Genomic DNA, 21,464 nt, shown 5'->3' on the forward strand with positions numbered 1-21,464 from the left:
GTCAACAGTGAAAAAGTTTGCGCAGCGTGGCTGCGCCAAGGTGGGTATCGATGAAATCCGCCAGGCCGTCGAAAGTGGCGTCCAGCGTGCGCACCTGCTGGCCGAAGAGGGCGCGCAGCACCGCAGCGTCCTCGAACAGCCCGTGGGTGGCGATGCCGAGCACGTTGTGCCGGTCCGGTTGCCCCGGGTCCGCGGCGGCCGACCAGCCGATCGGCAGGCCCTTGGCATCGTGCAGCGCCGGCGTGGCCGCGGAGGCGGCACCTGCGATGGACTGCATGCGTCCGCAGCGGATCTCGTAGGCGGCCCAGCGCCGGGACGACAGCGCCTGCCACGGGCGGGCCAGATGCGCGAACTGCACCGGTGCGGCCCGCAGCCGCTTGGGCGCGGCATAGCGCGTGGCCAGCGGCAGCAGGCCCAGGCCCGGCAGCGGGCCATGGGCCTCTCCGTCCACGCCGTCGGGGTCGTCGAGCAAGGCACCCAGCGCCTGCAGGCCGCCGCAGATGCCCAGCACCGGCCGCCCGGCGCGGGCGTGTCGCACGATGGCGGCGTCCAGGCCCTGCGCCTTCAGCCAGGCGAGGTCACCGCTAATCTGCTTGGAGCCGGGCAGCACGATCCAATCGGCACCGTCCAGTTCGCCCGCGCTGCGCACCCAGCGCACCGATGCCACGGCGGCCAGCGGCTGGAATTCGTCGAGGTTGCTCAGCTGCGGCCAGGCGACGATGGCCACGCGCAGGCCACCGGCCGGGCCCGACGCCGCGCCGTAAAGCCCGTCCTCCTCCGGCAGCCCGTGGTCGCGGTTCATCGGCAGCACGCCCAGCACTGGCACGCCGGTCAGCGCCTGCAGGCGATCGGGCCCGGGTGCCAGCAGTGCCGCATCGCCGCGGAACTTGTTGAGCACGAACCCGGCAAGACTGGTGCGCAGGTCGTCAGGCAGCAGCGCCCAGGTGCCGTGCAGGTGGGCGAAGGCGCCGCCTCGGTCGATGTCCACCACCAGCAGTGCCTGCAGAGTGGTGATCTCGCGCGCCCAGCGCGCCGTGCCGAGGTTGACGTAGTCCTGCGGCGCGAGGTTGATCTCCGCCGGCGAGCCGGCCCCCTCGATCACCAGAACCTCGTGCCGCGCGGCCAGGCGATCGAAGCTCTCGCGCGCGGCCCGTGCCAGCCGGGCGCTGCGTTCGCGCCAGGGCATGCGCGACAGCGCAGCGTCGACCCGGCCCTGCACCACCACCTGGCTGGCCGTGTCGCGCTCGGGCTTGAGCAGCACGGGGTTCATGTCCACCAGCGGCACCACGCGCGCGGCCAGCGCCTGGAAAAACTGGGCCGAGCCGATCTCGCCCACGCCATTGTCCGCTCCGTGCGCCGCCAGCGGCACGACGCGGGCGTTATTGCTCATGTTCTGGGCCTTGAACGGTGCCACATCCAAGCCCTCGCGCGCGGCCCAGCGGCACAGCGCGGTCGCGAGCAGGCTCTTGCCGGCGCCGCTGCTCGCACCCCAGACCATCAGGGCGGTCTTCATCGCAGACTCCCGTCGAGTAGGTCGAGTGCGTGCATCAACGCGTCCTGGGCTGAGGTTGGTTGCGTCGAGATTCGCCACCAGCCCGGCAGGCCGAACGACGTCGCGTCGCGTACCGCGACGTGGTGACTGCGCAGCAGAGATGGTGCCACGGGGCGCGGTGGGCGCACGACAACGTACGGCGTCACGCTGGGCCGCACCTCGAAGCCGCGTGCCGACAGGCGCCGCAGCAGGTCCGCCTTCCAGGCCGCCAGGCGGGTGCGTGATTCGGCCACCCAGCCGTGCACGTCGGGCGTGGCCCAGGCCAGCAGCATGGCCTCGGCGTGGGCCGACAGCGGCCATGAAGGCGCCGCAGCCTCCAGCGAGCCTCGGCAGGCCAGCACGTCGTAGCCGGCGCCACCGCGATCTCGTGGCGCGACCGCGTAAGCGCCGCGCACGCCGGTCAGGCCCAGCGCCTTGTTGGGGCTGTGCAGCACGAAGACCGCATCGCGCGCGGATGCTGTCCACGCCGACGCTCCCTGAAGCCGTAGCGGCGCGTACACCGCGTCGAGCACGGCGGGGCAGCAATAGGAGTCGTCACGGGCGACAGCGCCGTCCTGGCCCAGCGGACTCGTCGGATCGGCATGCCAGCGCAGCGTGCACTGCGACGGCGTGCCCGGGACCTCGACATCGTGGGGGACAAAGGGGCGGCCCCACGCCGCGGCGGCCGCCGCGTAGTCGCCATACGCGAAGCGTGGAACCCGCACGGCACCGGGCCAAAGCCGAGCGGTGACCGCGGTGACACGCTGGATGAATTCGCTCGCACTGGCGGCGGGCAGGATCCGCGAAGGCTCGACGTCGTGCAGTGCCCCCAGCGCCTGCCGGACTGCCGTGGCGGCCGGGTCGGGATAGCGCGTCGCGTCGGCTGCCTGCACGGCTGCGAGGGCGGCCGGGCACGGTCCCGCCGCGTTGGCGCAGGTGGAGAAGTCCCAGCGCGCGGCGCCGTGTGCGTCGGCACCGCCGTGGACTCGGGCGGCCGTACCGGGGCTCACCACACGTTCACCTTGAGCACGACCAGCAGCAGCGCAGCCGCGATCGCCCCGCGTGCCGCCCCCTCGCCGACCGTCAAGGCATTCGTCAGTGCTGCAGCATCCGGCGCCAGGGCCTGCGCATTCAAGGCATAGGCGTCCTGTTTGCCGAGCCGGACCCCGATGCGAAACGCCATCGCCGCCATCGGCCAGCCGCCGTTGGGCGACGGCGTCAGCGCAGCCTCGCGCGTGAGACGAGCCACGCCCACGCTCGGCCGCCACAGCAGCAACGCCGCCAGGCGCGCCGGCACACAGCCCAGCACGTCGTCGGCCCGCGCCGCCCATTTGCCGGCCCATTCCCAGGGGCCACGATAGCCCCACATCGCATCGAGCGTATTGGCGGCGCGCCAGGTCCAGGCACCGGGCAGGCCGGCGACCAGGAACCAGAACAGCGGCGCGACCAGCGAATCGTTGAAGTTCTCGGCCAGCGATTCGATGGCCGTCTCGCGTACTGCAGCCGCGTCGAGCTGGGTGACGTCGCGGCTGCACAGCCGGGCTACGCGGGCTTGGCCTTGTTCAAGCCCCTGCCCGAGCGCCACTTCGACGGCGCGCACCTCGTCGCTCAGCATCCGCCACGCGAATGTCGGCTTCAGTGCCGCGGCGAGCAGCGGGATCGCGATCCATGCCGGCGCTGCCCCGGCGGCCTGCTCCACGGCGAAGGCCGCTCCTGCGACAGCGGCGACGAGGCTGCACCACAACACCGCACCGGCCGCGAAGGCGGCAGGTGCAGCCCAGGAGTGCACACGACGACCCAGAGGCGCGGCGATGCGGCCGAACCAGGCCACCGGGTGCCAGGCCGAGCGAGGCTCGCCGAAGCGACTGTCGATCAACCAAGCCAGGGCGAGCGCGGCGGCGGCGACCATCAGTCCTCAATGCCCCGCTGCGCCGGCACGCCCTGCTGGTGGTGGTGCTTGACCAGCGTCATCTCGGTGACGGTGTCGGCCAGATCGATCAGCTCCTGCGGCGCATCGCGGCCGGTGAGCACCACATGCACATGGGCCGGCCGCTCGCGCAGGCAGGCCAGCACGGGCTCCAGCGTCTGCCAGCCGTAGCGCAGCGGGTAGGTGATCTCGTCGAGCACGACGAGGAAGTGCTCGCCGGCACGGATGGTCTCCTCGGCGCGTGCCCAGCCGTCGCGGGCGAGCTGGGCGCTGTGTTCGAGGTCACGGCTCTTCCAGCTGAAGCCGTCGCCCAGACCCTCGATCGGGATGCCGAGCTGCTCGAACATGCGGTGCTCGCCAAAGCGGGCCGAGGGCACCTTCATGAACTGGTAGATTTTCACCGGCATACCGCGGCCGTGCGCCCGCAGCGCCAGGCCGAAGGCGGCCGTGCTCTTGCCCTTGCCGTGGCCGGTGTGCACGAGGATCAGGCCGCGGCGTTCGCCTTCGGCCTTCGGACTGGGTGCGGTGGGTGGCTTGACGATGTCCATGGGCGGGTGATCCGGGCGACTCAGGTGGCGTCCAAGGCCAGAGCGACACGCGGGCGGCCCTGGGCGTCGGACTCGATGCGGATGGCGCCGCCGAAGACGCGCACCAGCGCGGCCTGCACGGCCGGATCAGTGGGCGGGCCGTCGGCCTGCAGCGTGCCCGCATCCAGCACCAGCAGGCGATCGGCCTGCAGTGCGATGGGCAGGTCGTGCAGCACGCTCAGTACCGCGCGCGGCGCCGAGCGGTCGTGTGTCAGACGCCTGAACAGGCGGGCCAGAGCCAACTGGTGTGGCGCATCGAGGTGGGTGGTCGGCTCGTCGAGCAGCAGCATCGGCGCCTCGGTGGCCAGTACCCTCGCCAGCAGCACACGCTGGCGTTCTCCGCCGGAGAGTTCGTGCAGCCGCCGGTGCTGCCACGGCAAGCTCTCGGTCAAGGTCATCGCGCGGTCGACAGCCTTGCGGTCGGCCGCGACCGGCGTGCCCAGCAGACCGAGACGGGCGATGCGGCCGAGCTCGATGGTCTCGCGCACAGTCAGCTCGCCGGTGACCTCGCCCTGCTGCGCGAGCCAGGCCAGCACGCGGGCGCGCTCGGCGGGCGCGGTCCGGTGCATGTCGAGCGGCGGGGCCGCCGCGCCCGGGTTCAGGAAGACCTGCCCCGCCGCCAAGGGCTGTAGTCCTGCGAGGGCCCGCAACAGCGTCGACTTGCCGGCACCGTTCGGGCCGACGAGTGCGGTCCAGCCGGCACCGATCCCAAGACTCACGGCATGCAGCACGTCGCGGCGGCCCAGTCGGACGTTCACACCCAGCGCCAGCAGGGTCGGATTCATGCGCTCGTCCTTTGTTTGAGCAGCCAGACAAGGTAACTGCCGCCCAGCACGGCGGTAACCACCCCGACGGGCAGTTCTTCCGGGGCGATCAGAGCGCGCGAAATGACGTCGGCCCACAGCAGGATTGCGGCGCCCATGCCGGCGCTGGCCACCAGCAGCCAGGCGTGCGTGCCCGGTGCGCGGCGCCGCACGAGATGTGGGGCGACCAGCCCGACGAAGGCGACCAGCCCGGCCTGCGAGACAGCCAGCGCCGTGCCGAGGCTGAGCGTCAGCACCAGGGCCAGCCGCACTTTCCCGAGGTTCAGGCCGAGACTGGTGGCGCTGTCCTCGCCGAGCGTCAGCGCATCCAACGCGCGGGCATGCCGCTGTGCCAGCACCACCAGCAGCGTCAGGCCGGCGAGCATCAGCGCCAGCGCGTCCCAGCCGAGAAAGCCGGTGCTGCCGAGCATGAAGGCCTGCTTGCCGCGCAGCGCGTCCGGCGAGACGACCGTGATGAGGTCGCTGACGGCTCCCAGCAGCACGCCGATCACCACGCCGGCCAGCAGCAGCCGCAGGGTGTGGACGGCGCCGCTTGCCAGCGTCAACGTGAGCGACACCCCCGCCAGCGCGCCGACGAACGCGGCGGTGACAATCCCTACGCGCTCGATCCAGGCCACGGTGGCTAGGCTGATGGTGGCGCCGCCAAGTGCGGCAGCCGCCAGCACCAGCACCACCCCCAGCCCCGCGCCCGCCGCGCTGCCGAGAAGGTAGGGGTCGGCCAGCGGGTTGCGGAAGACGCCTTGCGCGATCGCGCCGGACAGGCCCAGCAGCGCACCCACCAGCGCGGCACCCAGCGTCCGGGGTGCGCGGATCTGTCCGAGCAGGAGCGCGGCGTCGTTGCCGTTGAGGTCCGCCCAGAAGTCCCTGGGCGCGAAGCCCGTCGAGCCGGTGGCCAGGCCGCAGGCGAGGCCCACGACGATGGCCAGTGCGATCCCGGCCGCGAGCCGGCGGCGTGCCTCTGCGTCGCCCATCGCTGCGTCGAACGCCGGCCGGTTCGTTGAGACAAAGGACATGCTCATCGGGTCGCCGTCGTCCCGAGCCGCGCCAGGCAGTCCGCCAGCAGACCGGCGGCTTCACCCATCCGCGGTCCGGGCCGAATCAGCATCTCGTACTGAGGCGTCTCGAAGCCGCACAAGCGCCGCTCACGCACGGCAGCCAGGGCATTCCAGCCGGGGCGCGCCATCAAGGCCGACTGCTCGCGTTGCACGCCCATGATGAGGTCGGGCTTGGCGCGCACAACGTACTCGGGGTTCAGCTTCGGGAAGGGACCGAGGTCCGGCGGCGCGATGTTCGCCAGCCCCAACCGCGCCAGGGTCTCGCCGATGAACGAGGTAGTGCCGGCGGCATAGGGGCCGCCGCCGATCTCGAAGTAGACGCGCTGCCCGCGCAGCGAGGCCGGCACACGGCTCGCTTCGGCATCGATCTCGCGGGCCAGGCGTGCCCACACCCGGGAACCTTCGTCGGGGTTGCCCAGCAGGCGCGCAATCAGGTCGAGCGTGCGGTGCACGTCGGCATGGCTTTCCGACTTCAGGCGCACGACGGAGAAGCCGAGCGCTTCGAGCCGCTCCATTGCGCGCGACGAGGCGGAGGCCAGGATGAGATCGGGCTTGAGCGCCGCGATGGCCTCGATGTGCGCATCGTCCAACCCGCCCAGGTGCGGCAGCTTCGCGACCTCGGCCGGCCAGTTCGAGTACCGGTCCACGCCCACCAGTCGCGACCCGGCGCCGAGCACCCAGGCGGTCTCGGTGAGCGACGGCAGCATGGTCACGATGCGCTGCGGCGGCGCGCTCAGGCGGTGCTCGGTGCCGCGGTCGTCTCGAATCTGGATCGGCTGCGCCGCTACCCATGACGGAGCCAGCGTCAGGTAGAGCCACACCAGCAGCCATCGCAGCAGGCGCGACGCCGCGCGTGGCTGCGGCCTCTTCCCGATGGACCGTGTGGAGGACCGAATGGGCGGTTCAGTGCGGATCAAGGTTCGTCCTTCACGCTCAGTTCACAGCCGGCCACCATCAAGGTCACGCGGCCGCAGAGCCCGGCCACGGCCTGGTGAAGCAGACCCAGCGTGTCGATGAATTCGCGCGCCTCGCGCGACGTCGGCAGCACCCCCAGGCCGATCTCGTTGGACACCAGCACGATGGGCGAGGCGCTCTCGCGCAGGGCCGACAGCAAGGCCGCCCGCTCCTGGTGCCAGAGCGCGGCTGATGCGACCCGTCCGGGCGGCGGCATCAGGATCTGGGTCAGCCAAAGCGTCAAGCAGTCGACCACGATGAGGAGTTGCGGGTCCGACAGACCCTGCAGGGTGCCGCCGAGGGCATCCGCCGCTTCGACGGTCTGCAGTTGCGGGACGCGGGCCGCACGGTCCGCGCGATGCCGCGCGATGCGCCGGTCCATCTCCGCATCGCCGGTGACTTTGCCGGGCAGCGCCGTGGCCACCAGCGCCGCGCGCCGGTTGCCGCCTTCGCCCAGCCATCTGGCGGCACGGCTTTCCGCGGTGCGCGACTTGCCGCTCTTGGCGCCGCCCAGGATCAGTTCGTGTCGTGCCTGCGTCATGGCCGGAACGGCGAGGGCGTGTCGAACAGACGGGCGGCCGCGGCAGGTGACGAGGCGAACCACGGGTGGAACCAGCTCGCGCGCAGGCTGCCAAGCTCGTAGACCGCCTCGCCGTCGCCGGCGGCTGCGGACCGGCGCTGCGGCGTGGTGAAAGAGGCAGGCTCGAGCTTCGTCTCGAAGCGGGACCAGTGGAAGCTGTGCCCGCGCAGTGGCATTGCCTCTCCCGCGAGCGGCATCTCATGCGGACCCAAGGCCGCGAGGCGCCGCCCCAGCACGGCGGTGCCCGGCAGCAAGCCCCAGAGGGCATGTGGTCGGCCCGCGGAGTCGACCAGGCGCTCGGCCAGTACCATCAGGCCACCGCACTCGGCCCACAGCGGCTTGCCCGACTGCACATGCGCCGCAATCTGCGCGCGCAACCCGGAGAGTTCGGCCAGCCGCGCCGCGTGCAACTCGGGATAGCCGCCGGGCAGCCACAGCGCGTCGCAGGGCGGCAAGGGGTCGCCGGCCAGCGGGGAGAAGAACACAGGCCGCGCACCGAGTGCGCGCAGGACCTCGAGGTTGGCCGCGTAGATGAATGCGAAGGCTGCGTCGCGCGCCACGGCGATGCGCCGCCCGGCCAGGGGCCGCGGGCGAGGCGCCGGTCGCGGGGCCCGCGGTGGTTGCCACCGAGGCCATGCGGCGAGGTCGCGCCCCAGGGGCTGGCCCGCAACGGCATTCGCGGCGGCATCGAGCCTGGCCAGCGTGTCCGCTGCTTCGGCGGGCATCGTCAGACCCAGGTGGCGCTCGGGCAGGGCGATGGTGTCACTGCGCGCCAGGTGGCCCAGCCACGGGCCGCCGTCATCGGGCCGCGAAGGGTCCAGCGCTTCGCGCAACATGTCGGCGTGCCGGGGGCTGCCAACCCGGTTGGCGAAGACCCCCGCCCACGGCAGGGCAGGCTGCCAGTGGCGCAGACCATGCGCCACGGCGGCGAAGGTACCGGCCATCGCACCGGCGTCGATCACCGCCGCCACCGGGATGCCGAAGCGCTGCGCCAGGTCCGCGGCGCTGGGCTCGCCATCGAAGAGGCCCATGACGCCTTCGACGATGATGAGGTCGGCCTCGCTGGCGGCAGCGGCCAAGCGCTGCGCGCAGTCGTCGGCGCCGTTGATCCACAGGTCCAGGGCGTCGACCGGGCTGCCGCTTGCCGCTTCCAACCACATCGGATCGAGGAAGTCGGGACCGCACTTAAAGCAGCGCACGCGCCGGCCCCGCCGCGCGTGCAGTCGCGCCATTGCCGCCGCCACCGTGGTCTTGCCCTGGCCGGAGGCTGGGGCGGCGATCAGCAGGGCGGCGACCATGGCAACAGCTCACAAGGTGGTCAGGCGGGGGGGCGGGCGCGACGGATCAGAGCGACCAACGCAGCGAGACCTGGCCGTTGCGGCCGGCGGTCGCGTAGTTGCGCGCCAGTTCGTAGGACTTGTCGCCGAGGTTGTCGATGCGCCCGTCCAGCGACAGCCCCTTCATCAGCTGCTTGCTGACGTAGAAGTTCAAGAGGCCGTAGCCGCCGAGCACTTGAGTGTTGGCGGTGTTTTCGTAGCGCAGCCCCGCAGCCTGCACTTCCGCGCCCACCGTCCAGCCTGCCAGCACCGTTTCTGCGCCGAAGCTCGCCAGCCGATTGGCGCGGCGCCTCAGCACCTTGTCGGTGTCGAGGTCGCGCGGGTCATGCCAGTCCAGCGAACCGCGCAACACGACGCCACCCAGTGCGGTGCGCCCGGCGAGCGTCACGCCTTCCAACTGTGCGCGCCCGACGTTTTCGTAGCAGCCGAAGGTGCTCACGCAAGCGCCCGGCGACCCGAAGGCAATCAGGTTGGTGACCTTGTTGCGCCACGCCGTCAGGCTCGCTTCGCTGCCCGCGGCAGCCCAACGCAAGCCCAGTTCGACATTGCGACCGGACTCGGGCACGAGGCTGGCCACGCCGTACTCGCTGAAGCGCTGGTACAGGGTCGGCGCGCGGAAGGAGGTGGCGGCCGCGGCCGTCACGCGCCAGTCGGGCAGGAACTTCCAGCCCCAGGCGAGGCTGCCGGTGCTCTTGCCGCCGAACTCGCTGTCGTCGTCGCGGCGCACATGGGCCTGCAGGCCGTGGTCGCCGAAGTCGCTACGCCAGCCCAGTCCGATGGCGTCCTGGTGGCGCTTGCCACCGAAGGCCGCACCGAAGGCGGTGGCCGGGTTGAAGAGCTTGTCCTCACGACGCTCCAGCGTGCCGGTGAATACGTTGCCGCCGACCTTCTGCTCGTGCAGCAAGGTGTAGTCGTTCAGCGTGGTCTCGGTGCGATAGAAACTCGGCTTGGTCTCGTAGGTGCTGCGGGTCTGACCGACTTGCAGGCGGGTCGTCGCATCAGCGTTCCAGCGGCCTTGCCAGGCGGCATTGCCTGTGCGCAGCGTGTGGTGATTGTGGTCGTCGGTGGTGGCCGAGCCGTCGTAACCCGACTCCAGGTTACTGGCCAGCAACGAGGCATCGACACGGTGTTCGTTGTTGATCTGATAGCCGACGCGCCCCTGTACCGAACTTCGCTCCCAGCCGTCCTTGTCAGGGTTGTGCCCGATGGCGCCGGTCTTCGTCGCGTCGAAGCCGTCGCTGCGGCCGCGGGCCGTCGACAGCGAGTAGTTCAGTGCATCGGCCGAGCCGCTGATGCCGGCCTGGCCTTGCACCGTGTTGTACGAGCCGACGGTCAGCGAGGCCGTCGGGCGGGCCGGCCCCTGGCCGCGCTTGGTGAAGAGCTGGACCACGCCCGCCACAGCGTCCGAGCCATAGATGGCCGCGGCCGGTCCGCGCAGGATCTCGATGCGTTCGATCTGGTCCAGCGGGATCTGCTCCCACACGGCGCCGCCGGTGGATTGCGAGTCCACGCGGACGCCGTCGATGTAGACGGCCGTGTGGCGCGTTTCGCTGCCGCGGATGAACACGCTCGTCGAGGTGCCGGGGCCGCCGTTGCGCGTGATCTCGATGCCGGGCTGCCGCGCCAGCAGATCAGCCAATCCGGTAACGCCTGCGCGCTCGATCTCGTCGCGGTCGATGACGGTGAGGTCAGCCAGCACCGTGGGCAGCGGCTGCGGCGTTCGGTTGGCGGTGATGACCACCCGTTCTAGCGCGGTCGGCGGTGCCGACTGAGCCATGGCAACGGGGGAAAGGGCAAAGGGAACAAGAGCGGCAGCGACACGCTGCGCGCAGCCGAAGGGCGAGGAAGTCATGACGGAGACACGGACCAATCGCGCTCGGCCGCTTCCCCGCAGCCATGCGCCTTACAGCGAACCGCCTGAGCCGTTCGCCACCTCGTTGGCCGGTATCCGGGCTGGCGGAGACTACCCGTGACGCCTTCCCAGTCGTCATCGCCTGATTCTTTGACCGGCGACGCATCCCAGTGGCCTGTTGTCACGAGCCGGCAAGCCAAGCTGGCCTTGCCGTCCGCTTACCGTTGCGGGGGCAGCTCAGGTTAGGTGTCGGTCTGTTCGACCTCGACCTCCCTGATTCCCGTTGAACTGTCTTAGCAGAGCGCCTCGACGAGCACCAACCGCTGGGATGATACAGCGCAGCCTCAACTCTGCAAAGCCACACCGATGCTCATCGACAATGAGTGCCGGCTTGTCCGTTCGGCGGGCAGCAGAGCGAGTGTGGAGCGCGTCGACGGAGTCGGGTATGGCGGCGTTCAACAGGGTGCGCTCGGCGTTCCATTCGACGGCCTTCGGCAGCGAGTCCGCCGCCAATCAGCGTGCATGGAGATGGTCCATCAGCTGATCGGGCGCCGGCCTGTCGACGGATGCAATTTCCGGCGAGCTGCTCACGAACGGGATGACATGCTCGCCCTGCAAGTAACGTCCTTCCTCGGCGACCTTGTCGGCGAGGGCCAGTTCGAATCACGCCATGCAGTCCCATGCGATCCCGCAGGACCGCGACGCACAGGGCGTCAGCGCGTGCGGTGCGTCGCTCCAGGAATCACTCCTTCGCGCACGCGTCGGCTGTCGGCTGTGGGCTGCACGCCGAGGTCGCGGAAGTCGAAACGCCCTTTGCGCGGCGAGTCCGACGCACTGCGCATGCCTGCGTCAGCGAACGGGCGGACGCTCGAGGATGTCTTCCACGTCGTCGTGCGGCCGTGGAATGACGTGCGCTGAGCGCACCTTGCCGACCCCCTTGGCCGCCGCTTCGCCCGCATCGACAGCGGCCTTGACGGCACCGACCTCCCCGCGCACGATGACCGTGATGATGCCGCCTCCGGGTTGTTGCATCGTCAGCAGCCGCACGTTCGCTGACTTGACCATCGCGTCGGCGGCCAGCGTCGCCGCCGTCTTCCCCTGCGTCTCGACAAAGCCGAGGGCGCTACCTCTCAGTTGACTAAGTTCACTCATGTTCATGACTCCTCGACCGCCAGTTGCCCGAGCGCCAGGCGTGCCGAGGGCAGCGCCGCGGTGGGCAGCGAAAACAAGCGAATACCGCTGCGGTACAGATCTTCGATCAAGCCGAGCGCCGCGCCGTCACCGCATTCAACGCCGATGCGCACCTCCGGCCGGCGCGCTGCCGCCGCCGCGACTCCCGCGAACAACTCGGCGAGCTTGCTGCCCAGGGTCGTCCGCGGGTTGTGCGTCAAGTACCCGTCGGCGACATAGGTTTCGAAGACGTCGTCGGCGAAGGACAGCGCGCTCGGATAGCCGTAGTACGTCCTGATGATCTCGCGCAGGTCGACCCAGACTGCGCTGGCGCCTTCGGCGATGCCGCCCGCCTCCGCAATGCCGGCGGGGCTCTGCAGCACCACGCCGACCTGATTCAGTCCGAGGCCCGCTGCGGCGCGCCGGAAGGCCTGCAGTTCGGAGGTGGCCGTGATGCCGGGCACCAGCGGCGTGGTCTGCGCATGACCGGTCTCGCGCGCCGCATCCGCAATGCCGCGAAGCAGCGCCACGTACAGGCCCTTGAGACCCAGCGGCAGAAACAGCCGCGGCGCAAGCGATGCCCAACTGCCGATCATGCGCTGCGCGCGAGGCGAACCCAGGTTGGGCAGCCGCAGGTCGATCGGCGTGCCGGCCGACTCGAGCATCAGCCGCTGGCAAGCTTGGTAGGCAAGACAGGCGAGCCGATCCTGCGTCGACTTCCGGTCGGGTTGCTGCCCGAGGTCGTTGATCGCATCGATAAAGTCGCCCAGCGTCTCGTCGCTGATCATCAGCTCCGTCAGCGCCACGACGCCGAAGCCGCGAGGCGACTGTCGCAGTGCGGTCTGCGCATCCGCGGCGCCGACACTGCCTGCCCAGAACGACGCTTGGGTGCGATCGTCTGCCCAGACGAGCAAGCGGTCTATCTGTTCGGCCGCCTGCGAAGCCGGCTCCAGTGGAAGCAGGCCGCTGTACACCTTGCCCGTGGCGCCGTCAACGGAAAGCGGAGCACCTTCCTCCAGGCGCTCATCGCCGACGGTGAAGCTGCGCGCCGCGAGGTCGACCTCCATGGCATCACAGCCGACCACACACGGAACGTCGAGCGCACGGGAAACCACCGCGGCGTGACTGAGCGCGCCGCCCTTGGCCGTGACGATGGCCCGCGAGGCCAACATCCCGCGGATGTCTTGCGGACTGGTTGTGGGGCGCACCAGGATTACTCGCTCGCCCGAGGCCGCCACTGTTGCCGCACGGTCCGCATCCAGCACGGCAATGCCGTAGGCGTGTCCGGGACTGGCCCCGATCCCTTCAAGCAGCGGACGGGTTCGTACCAGCACATCGGGTTCGAAAGCGGGTCGCAGCAGCTTCTTGAGCTGCTCGACGCTGACCCGCTTCAACGCCGCGGCACGGCCCAGCATGCCTTCGTCGACCAGCTCGGTGGCAATCCGGACGGCCGCTGCCGCTGTCCGCTTGGCAGGGCGGACCTGCAGGAAATAGAGGCGGTCGCCTTCGACGGTGAACTCGATGTCCACCGCGTCGCCGTACATCTCCTCGAGGCGATGCCCGTGGTCGGCCAATTCGCGGTGATGGGCCTCGGACAGCCCGCCGGGTGCCCCGAGCGGCGACGGCGTGGCAGAGCCGGACACCAGGTCCTCGCCCTGGCGGCCGGCGAGAAACTCGCCGTACAACTCGCGCGCACCGGTGTTCGGGTTGCGGGTGAAGGCGACTCCGGAGCCCGAGCGGCTGTCCAGGTTGCCGAAGACCATCGCTTGCACGGTTACTGCGGTCCCCAGTTCGTCGGAGATCTTGTGGTGCGCGCGATAGGCGCGCGCGCGCCGGCTGTCCCAGGACTCGAACACGGCGGCGATTGCCCGACGCAGTTGCCAGGCCGGATCGGCGCTGACCTCGTTGACGCCTTGCGCAACGATCGCGCCGAGAACGGCGGTCTCCAGCCGGAGGAAGTTCTCCTCGGAGGGCTCACGGCGCGTCTGGTCCAACAGCGATACAACCGCGTGCTCGATCACCTCGGCCTCCAGGTCCAGCACGATCTCGGCGAACATGCGCCAGAAGCGCACCCAGGTGTCGACGGCAAAGTCGGCGTTGCCGGTCTCCTGCGCCAGGCGCTGCGCGCCACGACAGGTGATGCCCAGGTTCAGTACCGTGTCCATCATGCCAGGCATGCTGACCTGCGACCCCGACCGCACGGATACGAGCAGCGGCAACGCGCTCAGACCGCCGAACGAGCGGCTGGTGTGACCCTCGAGCACGCGCATCGCACGATCGACCTGGGGCATCAGGTTCTCTGGCAGATCGCCGGAATCGCGGAAGGCGCGGTAGGCGTCCGTGCCGATGACGAAAGCCGGCGGAACGGGAATACCAGCGGCGGCCATGCGTGCCAGTCCCGCGGCCTTGCCACCGAACTTCGCCGTGTCCATGCCGTCGATCTCCTGGATCAGGTGGACAAGGCTGGGAACGTCGACGGCTGGGGCCGACGTGGCGGAGCACTGCGCTTTCATATTGTGCTCTCCTGGCGCGGGCACATTCCAGAGCCACTCTCGGTGGCACGCATCACGGCCACGTCGTAGATGTCCCAGGCAAGGTGGCATTGGAGGTCGTTCGGCTCGGGGATCGTGAACGGGTCGCACAGCACATTCGCCCTGCTGACCTTCATGAGGGTCTCGCCCTGCGTGCGCGCCTTCATCATGCGGTGGCCGAGGACTCCATCCCGGACGTGCGGCACGTCCCCGAAGATGCCGATGTAGGTCTGGTCCTGCAAGCGAAGCCCGTCGTCGGCGGGCTGGTTGCGGTTGTGTTTCTGTTTCTGATAGTCCATGTGTTGTCTCCGATCGTTGTTGTTAGTCCACCAGCACCACCTGCCCCAGCTCGGCTGCCCTCGCCAGCTGAACTGCCCGCGCTTGTCGTCAGCGCCGTCTTTCTCATCATTCGAAGCGCGAATCGCTGTCCTTCAGGTACGCCATAATCGCGCAGGAGATCTAGAACTCGCGCGAGCGGATGCCGAGGTGCGACTCTGGGGCGCCCGACAACGTGATTGCACCCCTACACCCATCCTCAGCGCCGGAGCGAAGAAGATCGTCCGGATTCTTCGAGATCTCGAAGCTGTTGAAGCCTTCCGAAATGACTTCACGGTATCTCCCTGGTCTTGGGGCAGGGAGGGTGTTCGCTCGAGGAGCCCTCGACATCTAGGCGATCTGTTGTGTGCCGCTCAGTGGTCTCCTTCCTTTAGGATTCGTCGCAGCGAAGACATCAGCTCGGTGGGTGTGGCCGAGCCGGACACGGCCGATGCCGTGCCGGCGCCGTATGCCGCAGGGGCCGTCGCGGCGGCGATCTGCACGCGGGTGTGAAGCTGGCGTTCGCGGCGACGGCGCGCCACCTCTCCCAAAGGGTCGCCCGTGATTGGCGTGGCCGCAGCGCGGATGGCCGGCGCCGGTGCTGGAGGCAATCCGCAGCTGTCGGCCGACCCGCTCGAGCAGCCGCAACTCGCCGCAGGCGCATCGGCGTCGCGCAGCCAGGCGACCAGTTCCTGCGGCCACAGCGCCACCCGCTCGGCGCCTGCATCGAGCAACTGGCGTTCGCTGTGCATGCCCCAGGTTACGCCGATCGCGCGGATGCCGGCTTCGCGGGCCTCCCGGACGTCTCCGACGGTGTCGGTGACCAACACGACATCCTGCGCCTGCAGCGACGCCTGGCTGCCTTCGCCATCGTTATAGGCTGGCGAGCAGGTGCGTTGCACCGCGTAGCGATGGTCGCCGAGGAAACGGCGGATCGAAACCGACTTGCGCGGCTCCACGTCACCTGAGAAGACGTGCGAGAAGCAGTTGGCCAGATCGGCACCGACCAGAATGCGACGGATCGCCTCGATGCCGTTCGTCGAGATGACGGCCAGCGTGCTGTGAGGCGCCAGCGCGCGCACCACGTCGACCATGCCCGGGATCAGTGCCGGGTGGTAGCGCGTGCGCAGCAGTTCCATGAAGTGTGCCTTGACAGCCGCGGCGCGCTGCGGATCGGGGCAGAGCTTGGCCAGGGACTCGAAGAAGTTGCCTTCGAAGGCCCGGAAGAAGGCCTCGCGCGAGTCGATCCCGAGTGCGAACGCGAGATTCGTCTCAGAGAACAACTGCCATGACGCGGCTCGCGTGTCGACGAGCGTGCCATCGAGGTCGAACAGGATCGCGCGGGTCACGGCGTACCTCGGCTCCTTTCGGTTCGTGGGACGCGCCCGCGAATCGCCACGCTTCTGTGATCCGCGCTCCGCGATGCCGGTCCCGACGCCGCGCTCGCTGCTGGACAGTCCGCTTCCCAGGGCGCGACGGCGCGGCCCGAATTCATGCAGATCGTGGAGCTGACGACGCCGGGGTTCGGCCGGAAGAGCGCATACACGCCCACGTTCAGCTTCTGCTCGGCGCTGACGAAGCCGAATGAGTTCGTCTCAGCCGAAGTCGGGTCCGAGTCGGTGACGTGGAATTCCGCGTCCTGATCCTTGATCACGTCTTGTCTCCGTTTGGTCCCTGCGCACGCGGGCTCGTGCTTGCGAACTCTGTGGCAACTCTAGGGGCGGCGAACGGCGGCCACCATGGCCGGCATGGATAACGGATTCCGCCTTTGATTTTCCACGGTGGCTAATGACGCCGCACTGCGCGACAGCTACCGTTCAGTCCATTCCTAGAACAGATACGGAGACAGGTACGATGCAGCTGGCTCGCGTGCGCGGCAACGTTGTCGCATCGATCAAGGCCGCCGGTCTGGCATCGCACAAGCTTCTCTTGCTCGAGCCCGTGCGGGCCTCGGCACCGCAGGGCGCCGCCGATGGCGTCGAAACGTCTTCCACCTACGTCGCGATTGACCTGGCCGGCGCCGGCGTTGGAGAGATCGTGCTCGTGACGCTGGGCAGCGCCGCGCGCGTCGATTCGGACGGGCACAACGCTCCCACCGACGCCGCCGTCATCGCGATTGTCGACTCAGTTCAGTTCGACGGCGAAACCACTTTCCAGAAGCGCTAGGCCGCTGGCGCATTTTCAACCCCTGAAGGAGATGCTGAAATGGCAACGAACCCCACCACGACCGGCGTGGTCAACGAGGGCCCGCGCGGCGCGCTCGGGCTGATCGAGACCAAGGGCCTGGTCGGCGCGATCGAGGCCGCCGACGCGATGGTCAAGGCGGCCAACGTGCGGCTGGTCGGGCGCGAGCAGATCGGTGGCGGCCTTGTCACCGTGATGGTGCGCGGCGACGTCGGCGCGGTGAAGGCCGCGACCGATGCCGGCGCGGCCGCTGCCGGGAAGATTGGCGAGATCGTCTCGGTGCACGTGATCCCGCGCCCGCACGAAGACGTTGAAGGCATCCTGCCCAAGCCGCGCTGATGCGCTTGCGCAATGGCGACAAGCGTTCGCGAAAGGGCGCGCGACTGCCTGCGCACCCTGTGGGCGATACGGCACTGCCACGACCACAAGTTCAAGGCGATCGTCCGCGGCCTGATCCGCGAAGACGTCGCCCGGCTTCGCGGGTTGCAGCAGCCGACGAGCAGCAGGTGACGATGTGACCGACTTCAACTTCCTAGATCCAGAACTCGTGGCGATCGGCGAGGCGCGCACCAAGGCGCAGCTCGCCCGCCAAGCCTTCGAGGCCTTCCAGGGTGTCACCCAGGAGCAGGCCGACCGAATCGTCGATGCCATGGGCCATGCTGCCGAGGTGGCCGCGGCGGAACTGGCGCGCCTGGCGGTCGATGAGACCGGCTACGGGGTGTACGAGCACAAGATCCTCAAGAACCTCTTTAACGCCAAGTTCTGCGCGCATGCGATGAAGAAAATGCGCACTTTGGGCGTGCTGTGGACCGACGAGGTGGCACGCGTGACGGCGATCGGCGCGCCGATGGGCGTGATCGCCGCGATCATCCCGGTGACCAATCCCACCTCGACGACGATCTTCAAGTGCCTGGCGGCGGTCAAGGCGGGCAACGCGATCGTCTGCGCGCCGCATCCGCGGGCGGCGAAGTGCTGCGTGCGGACCGTGGAGATCATGGCCGAGGCGGCCGAGCGCGCCGGCGCGCCGATCGGCCTGCTGCAGTGCCTGTCGGGCGGCCAGCTGCCCGCCACGCGCGAGTTAATGGCGCACCGCGACACCGCGCTCGTTATGGCGACCGGCGGGGCTGCGATGGTCCGGGCCGCCTACTCCTCGGGCAAGCCGACGCTGGCCGTCGGCGCCGGCAACGTCCCGGTCTACATCCATCGTTCGGTGGCGGACGTGTCGGAAGCGGCGCTGATGGTCATCACGTCGAAGTCGTTCGACAACGGCACCGCCTGCGTTGCGGAGCAGTCGGTGGTGCTCGATGAGCCGATCGCCGACGCCGCCATCCAGGCCTTCGAGCAGCACGGCACCGTGTTCCTCGACGCCGAGCAGCAGCGCCGGCTTACCGAGTTGTTGTTTATTGGACGCGGGGCGCTCAATCCGGAGGCCGTCGGTCAGACCGCGATCACGCTTGCCCGGCGCATCGGCATGAACGTGCCACCCGGGACGAAGGTGCTCGGCGCCGCGCTGGACGACGTGGGCCCCCAGACACCGCTGTCGGCCGAGATCCTCGGACCCGTGCTGTCGTTCTATCGGACACGCGATCTTGGCGCAGCGCATCAGCGCTGCCGCGAGGTGTTGGCCTTTGGCGGCGAGGGTCACACGCTCGGTCTGCACGGCCAGGACGCCGAGATGGTCGCACGCATGTCGGAACTGCCGGCCTCGCGCGTCGTCGTCAACACGCCGAGCCTGCTCGGCGGAATGGGGTTCAGCGCCGGGACCGACCCGTCGTTCATGCTGGGCACGGGCACCTGGAGCGGCTCGATCGTGTCGGACAACGTGACACCGATGCACCTCATCAACATCAAGCGCGTCGCCCACCAGAACCGCCCCTGGCGCGACATCTACTTGCCGACGATGGGGCTGTAGATGCTCAGTCGAACCCGGGCCGACACTGGATTGGCGCATGCGCAGCGCTTCCTGGACAGCGCTGCCGTGCGGCTGCGCGAGCCATCGAAGCCGAAGGGGCCGCTGCGTTTTGGGGTCGACCTCGGCACGGCGACTATCGTGATCGCTGCCGTGGACGCGCAGGGCGAGCCCGTCTACTGGGATTTCGTCCGCGCCCAGGTCGTCCGCGACGGAGTCGTGGTCGACTTTCATGGCGCAGTACAGGCGGTACGGCAGTTGAAGGCCAGCAGTGAATCGGCACTCGGCACGCAGATCGAAGCAGCGGCGACCGCGCATCCGCCGACGGTGCCGGTGAGCGACTGCCGTGCCTGTGCCTTCGTGCTTCAGCAGGCGGGGATCGATTGCCGCATCCTCGTCGACGAAGTCACTGCGGCGAACGCCATTCTGCAAGTCAAAGACGGTGCGGTGGTGGACGTCGGTGGCGGCTCGACCGGTGTCGGCGTCTTCCGTGGCGGCGAACTCGCCACCCTGAGCGACTTCGCCGGTGGTGGCCATCACCTCGATCTGATCCTCGCCGGCGCACTGAAGCTTCCTGTCGAGGTCGCCGAGGTGCACAAGCGCGAGCACGGTGCAGAAGTCATGCAACTGCTGCGTCCGGGCATCGAGCGCGTCGCCGAGTCCGTCCGGCGCCAATGCGCCGGACAGGACCCCGGTACCGTCTACCTGGCAGGCGGCGCCCTGCAGATCCCCGGCGCCGATGCCGTTATCGCGCGATATCTAGGCTGGAAGGTCCAGGGCTATGAACACGCCGAGCTGATCACTCCCTTTGGAATTGCACTGAGCTGAGCCATGGACAACTTTCAACTGCGCACCTACGCCTTCGTCGACCGCATGCAGCCGCAGGCGGCGGCGCATGTCGCCGCCACCTGTCAGGGCGACGTCCCCGTGGCCGGCATGTCCGAGCTCTACATCGAGGTGGCGCCTGGGAACGAGATATTCCGGTGTGCCGACATTGCTCTGAAGGCGGCTGACGTAAGGCCGGCGCTGCAGGTCGTCGAGCGGGAATTCGGTCTGCTGGAGATCCACTCTCGAACGCAGGCCGAAGTGCTGGCCGCCGGTCAAGCGGTGCTTGAGCACCTGAAGCTCACCGAGGCGGACCGAGTCAAACCGAAGGTCGCGTCGTCGATGTTCGTGACGAACGTCAATCCGTATCAGGCGCAACTCATCAACAAGTGGCGAAAGGGCAACCTGCTCATTCCCGGACAAAGCCTGTACGTGCTCGAGGTGTCGCCGGCCGCCTATGTCTCGTTGGCTGCCAACGAAGCCGAAAAGGCGGCCGACATCACGATTGTCGAAGTGCGTGCGCTCGGCCGGTTCGGGCGATTGTTCATTTCCGGCACCGAAAGCGACGTGCAGGCAGCCGCTGCCGCGGCCATCTCGTGCATCGAGCAACTGGAGGGTAAGTGATGGCCCGCATGCTGACTGCCGCCGACATCGAAGCCGCAGGTGGCAAGCTGATCCTCGCCGCAGGCGATCGCCTAACGCCGCTGGCCCGCGATCGGGCCCGGGAACTCGGCGTCGTCATCGAGGCCGCAGGTTCGTCATCTGGTGCAGCGGCGCCGTCTGCTGCGCCGACGTCGACTTCGGCTCCAGTCGTGAAGTCCCCCGCTGCCTCGCCAGCCCCTGCACCCGTGTCCGCCGCACGCCCCGCGACTCCGGCTCCGACGGCCATCGCCACGGGTTCTCGGCCGCTGGTGCTGCCGCCGTCGGGTGCCCTGTATCGCCGCAACGCGTTGAGACCGAGCGCGCAATCTTCCGGAGCGGCCGATCAACGGCCTAAGGCGGGCGTGGTCGGCGCCGGCCACGTAGGTGCCATGACGGCCCTGCGGCTGGCCGAAAGTGATCTTTTCTCGGAGGTGGCGCTTGTCGACGTGGTGCCGGGGCTGGCGGCCGGGCTTGCGCTGGACATGTGGCATGGCGCCGGCCTGTACGGCTTCTCCACGCTGCTGTCGGGCAGCGATGACCTCGTGGCACTGGCGGGGGCCGAGTACATCGTTATCACCGCCGGCAAGCCCCGCCAGCCGGGCATGAGCCGGACCGACCTGACCGCAGTCAACGCCGAAATCATGAGGTCAGTGTGCCGCGGCATCCGCACGCACGCGCCGAACGCGACGCTCGTAATCGTCAGCAACCCTCTCGAGGAGATGACGCACCTGGCCGCGCAGCAGACCGGCTTCCCGGATGAGCGCGTGCTCGGCATGGCGGGTGTGCTGGACTCGGCTAGATTCTGTGCGCTCGTGGGCTTGACCGGCAAGGCGCGACCGCAGGAGGTCCGTGCAGTCGCGCTGGGCAGTCACGGTCCCGAGATGGTGATCCCGCTCAGCCAGGCCTTCGTCGGCGACCGACCGATCGAGTCGATGTTCGACACCGAGACGCTCAAGGCCCTGGTCGAGCGGGCACGGGAGTCGGGTGGCGAGGTAGTCAAGTTGCTGCAAAAAGGCAGTGCGTACTTCTCGCCCGCCGAATCGGCCGTGACGATGGTGCGCGCGATGGTGCGCGACAGCGGCGAGGTCATCGCCGCGTGCGTGCGCTCGCGCGGCGCCTATGGGGCGGTGGACACGCGTGTCGGGCTGCCGGTGCGGCTGCACCGTCGCGGCCTCAAGGAGATCGTTCCGCTGACGCTGCGGCCGGCAGAACAGCAGGCGCTGCAGGAGGCTGCCGAGCGC

The 21,464-nt window shown here is 69.2% G+C and carries 21 protein-coding genes, 1 pseudogene and 1 riboswitch; of the genes and pseudogenes, 6 read left to right on the top strand and 16 right to left on the bottom strand.

Annotated features, from left to right (window positions below):
• Position 1 precedes the first annotated feature (1 nt).
• The 16 genes and pseudogenes from D9C15_RS30775 to D9C15_RS33785 all read right to left on the bottom strand — a co-directional run bounded on the left by D9C15_RS30775 (position 2) and on the right by D9C15_RS33785 (position 16,317).
• Positions 2 to 1,513, bottom strand: a complete 1,512-nt coding sequence (locus D9C15_RS30775; protein ID WP_128003317.1) for a cobyric acid synthase — start codon at positions 1,511 to 1,513, stop codon at positions 2 to 4.
• Positions 1,510 to 2,541: an aminotransferase class I/II-fold pyridoxal phosphate-dependent enzyme gene (locus D9C15_RS30780; protein WP_310734536.1), complete on the bottom strand. Its 1,032-nt coding sequence runs from the start codon at positions 2,539 to 2,541 to the stop codon at positions 1,510 to 1,512. The genes D9C15_RS30775 and D9C15_RS30780 overlap by 4 nt, the downstream gene beginning before the upstream one ends.
• Entirely contained in the window at positions 2,538 to 3,440 is a 903-nt protein-coding gene (gene cbiB, locus D9C15_RS30785) for an adenosylcobinamide-phosphate synthase CbiB (RefSeq protein ID WP_128003319.1), read from the bottom strand. The genes D9C15_RS30780 and cbiB overlap by 4 nt, the downstream gene beginning before the upstream one ends.
• Positions 3,440 to 4,006, bottom strand: a complete 567-nt coding sequence (gene cobO / locus D9C15_RS30790) for a cob(I)yrinic acid a,c-diamide adenosyltransferase (RefSeq protein WP_128003320.1) — start codon at positions 4,004 to 4,006, stop codon at positions 3,440 to 3,442. The genes cbiB and cobO overlap by 1 nt, the downstream gene beginning before the upstream one ends.
• Positions 4,007 to 4,026: 20 nt before the next feature.
• On the bottom strand, positions 4,027 to 4,830 hold the full coding sequence (locus D9C15_RS30795) for an ABC transporter ATP-binding protein (protein ID WP_128003321.1): 804 nt from the start codon (positions 4,828 to 4,830) through the stop codon (positions 4,027 to 4,029).
• Positions 4,827 to 5,888, bottom strand: coding sequence for a FecCD family ABC transporter permease (locus tag D9C15_RS30800; protein ID WP_128003322.1), 1,062 nt, complete (start codon positions 5,886 to 5,888; stop codon positions 4,827 to 4,829). The genes D9C15_RS30795 and D9C15_RS30800 overlap by 4 nt, the downstream gene beginning before the upstream one ends.
• Positions 5,885 to 6,745, bottom strand: coding sequence for an ABC transporter substrate-binding protein (locus tag D9C15_RS30805; protein WP_240668663.1), 861 nt, complete (start codon positions 6,743 to 6,745; stop codon positions 5,885 to 5,887). Before D9C15_RS30805 ends, D9C15_RS30800 begins: the two co-directional genes overlap by 4 nt.
• Before the next feature lie 92 nt (positions 6,746 to 6,837).
• A complete protein-coding gene (locus tag D9C15_RS30810; protein ID WP_128003324.1) occupies positions 6,838 to 7,419 on the bottom strand; it encodes a bifunctional adenosylcobinamide kinase/adenosylcobinamide-phosphate guanylyltransferase in 582 nt (193 codons plus the stop codon).
• Positions 7,416 to 8,756 carry a cobyrinic acid a,c-diamide synthase CobB gene (locus D9C15_RS30815; protein WP_128003325.1) on the bottom strand — a complete coding sequence of 447 codons (1,341 nt, stop codon included), beginning with the start codon at positions 8,754 to 8,756 and terminating at the stop codon, positions 7,416 to 7,418. The genes D9C15_RS30810 and D9C15_RS30815 overlap by 4 nt, the downstream gene beginning before the upstream one ends.
• Positions 8,757 to 8,802: 46 nt before the next feature.
• Complete coding sequence (locus tag D9C15_RS30820) at positions 8,803 to 10,194, bottom strand: TonB-dependent receptor domain-containing protein (RefSeq protein WP_375138832.1); 1,392 nt, start codon at positions 10,192 to 10,194, stop codon at positions 8,803 to 8,805.
• A gap of 48 nt (positions 10,195 to 10,242) precedes the next feature.
• Positions 10,243 to 10,647: pseudogene (locus D9C15_RS34630) on the bottom strand (TonB-dependent receptor); the annotation flags it as partial.
• A gap of 70 nt (positions 10,648 to 10,717) precedes the next feature.
• Positions 10,718 to 10,983, bottom strand: a riboswitch (cobalamin riboswitch).
• A 513-nt stretch (positions 10,984 to 11,496) separates the two neighbouring features.
• Positions 11,497 to 11,805 carry a BMC domain-containing protein gene (locus tag D9C15_RS30825; protein WP_310734537.1) on the bottom strand — a complete coding sequence of 103 codons (309 nt, stop codon included), beginning with the start codon at positions 11,803 to 11,805 and terminating at the stop codon, positions 11,497 to 11,499.
• A complete protein-coding gene (locus D9C15_RS30830) occupies positions 11,802 to 14,330 on the bottom strand; it encodes a pyruvate, phosphate dikinase (RefSeq protein WP_128003327.1) in 2,529 nt (842 codons plus the stop codon). The genes D9C15_RS30825 and D9C15_RS30830 overlap by 4 nt, the downstream gene beginning before the upstream one ends.
• Positions 14,327 to 14,647, bottom strand: a complete 321-nt coding sequence (locus D9C15_RS30835; protein ID WP_128003328.1) for a hypothetical protein — start codon at positions 14,645 to 14,647, stop codon at positions 14,327 to 14,329. Before D9C15_RS30835 ends, D9C15_RS30830 begins: the two co-directional genes overlap by 4 nt.
• Before the next feature lie 390 nt (positions 14,648 to 15,037).
• Positions 15,038 to 16,012, bottom strand: a complete 975-nt coding sequence (locus tag D9C15_RS30840; RefSeq protein WP_128003329.1) for an HAD family hydrolase — start codon at positions 16,010 to 16,012, stop codon at positions 15,038 to 15,040.
• Positions 16,009 to 16,317 (bottom strand): hypothetical protein, encoded by a 309-nt coding sequence (locus D9C15_RS33785; protein WP_205854957.1) that lies wholly within the window; start codon positions 16,315 to 16,317, stop codon positions 16,009 to 16,011. The genes D9C15_RS30840 and D9C15_RS33785 overlap by 4 nt, the downstream gene beginning before the upstream one ends.
• Before the next feature lie 200 nt (positions 16,318 to 16,517).
• On the opposite strand from D9C15_RS33785, the gene D9C15_RS30850 reads away from it, so the two are divergent.
• The 6 genes from D9C15_RS30850 to D9C15_RS30875 form a co-directional block, all read left to right on the top strand.
• The gene (locus tag D9C15_RS30850; protein WP_128003330.1) at positions 16,518 to 16,829 is read left to right on the top strand and encodes a EutN/CcmL family microcompartment protein; all 312 of its coding nucleotides are present in this window, start codon (positions 16,518 to 16,520) and stop codon (positions 16,827 to 16,829) included.
• Between the two features lie 39 nt (positions 16,830 to 16,868).
• Positions 16,869 to 17,186, top strand: coding sequence for an ethanolamine utilization microcompartment protein EutM (eutM, locus tag D9C15_RS30855; protein WP_128003331.1), 318 nt, complete (start codon positions 16,869 to 16,871; stop codon positions 17,184 to 17,186).
• Between the two features lie 175 nt (positions 17,187 to 17,361).
• Positions 17,362 to 18,759, top strand: a complete 1,398-nt coding sequence (locus tag D9C15_RS30860) for an aldehyde dehydrogenase family protein (RefSeq protein ID WP_128003332.1) — start codon at positions 17,362 to 17,364, stop codon at positions 18,757 to 18,759.
• A complete protein-coding gene (eutJ, locus tag D9C15_RS30865; RefSeq protein ID WP_128003333.1) occupies positions 18,760 to 19,584 on the top strand; it encodes an ethanolamine utilization protein EutJ in 825 nt (274 codons plus the stop codon).
• A gap of 3 nt (positions 19,585 to 19,587) precedes the next feature.
• Positions 19,588 to 20,205 carry a BMC domain-containing protein gene (locus tag D9C15_RS30870; protein WP_128003334.1) on the top strand — a complete coding sequence of 206 codons (618 nt, stop codon included), beginning with the start codon at positions 19,588 to 19,590 and terminating at the stop codon, positions 20,203 to 20,205.
• A partial coding sequence (locus D9C15_RS30875) for a malate dehydrogenase (RefSeq protein WP_128003335.1) occupies positions 20,205 to 21,464 on the top strand: 1,260 nt, incomplete at its 3' end. The genes D9C15_RS30870 and D9C15_RS30875, both read left to right, overlap by 1 nt.

This window comes from Piscinibacter defluvii, from assembly GCF_004011805.1.
Lineage (GTDB): Bacteria > Pseudomonadota > Gammaproteobacteria > Burkholderiales > Burkholderiaceae_C > Piscinibacter > Piscinibacter defluvii.

Coding starts and splice junctions, on each gene's coding strand:
- D9C15_RS30775 (WP_128003317.1), bottom strand. CDS start 1,513: ATGAAGACCGCCCTGATGGTCTGGGGTGCGAGCAGCGGCGCCGGCAAG.
- cbiB (WP_128003319.1), bottom strand. CDS start 3,440: ATGGTCGCCGCCGCCGCGCTCGCCCTGGCTTGGTTGATCGACAGTCGC.
- cobO (WP_128003320.1), bottom strand. CDS start 4,006: ATGGACATCGTCAAGCCACCCACCGCACCCAGTCCGAAGGCCGAAGGC.
- D9C15_RS30795 (WP_128003321.1), bottom strand. CDS start 4,830: ATGAATCCGACCCTGCTGGCGCTGGGTGTGAACGTCCGACTGGGCCGC.
- D9C15_RS30800 (WP_128003322.1), bottom strand. CDS start 5,888: ATGAGCATGTCCTTTGTCTCAACGAACCGGCCGGCGTTCGACGCAGCG.
- D9C15_RS30810 (WP_128003324.1), bottom strand. CDS start 7,419: ATGACGCAGGCACGACACGAACTGATCCTGGGCGGCGCCAAGAGCGGC.
- D9C15_RS30815 (WP_128003325.1), bottom strand. CDS start 8,756: ATGGTCGCCGCCCTGCTGATCGCCGCCCCAGCCTCCGGCCAGGGCAAG.
- D9C15_RS30825 (WP_310734537.1), bottom strand. CDS start 11,805: ATGAACATGAGTGAACTTAGTCAACTGAGAGGTAGCGCCCTCGGCTTT.
- D9C15_RS30830 (WP_128003327.1), bottom strand. CDS start 14,330: ATGAAAGCGCAGTGCTCCGCCACGTCGGCCCCAGCCGTCGACGTTCCC.
- D9C15_RS30835 (WP_128003328.1), bottom strand. CDS start 14,647: ATGGACTATCAGAAACAGAAACACAACCGCAACCAGCCCGCCGACGAC.
- D9C15_RS30850 (WP_128003330.1), top strand. CDS start 16,518: ATGCAGCTGGCTCGCGTGCGCGGCAACGTTGTCGCATCGATCAAGGCC.
- eutM (WP_128003331.1), top strand. CDS start 16,869: ATGGCAACGAACCCCACCACGACCGGCGTGGTCAACGAGGGCCCGCGC.
- eutJ (WP_128003333.1), top strand. CDS start 18,760: ATGCTCAGTCGAACCCGGGCCGACACTGGATTGGCGCATGCGCAGCGC.
- D9C15_RS30870 (WP_128003334.1), top strand. CDS start 19,588: ATGGACAACTTTCAACTGCGCACCTACGCCTTCGTCGACCGCATGCAG.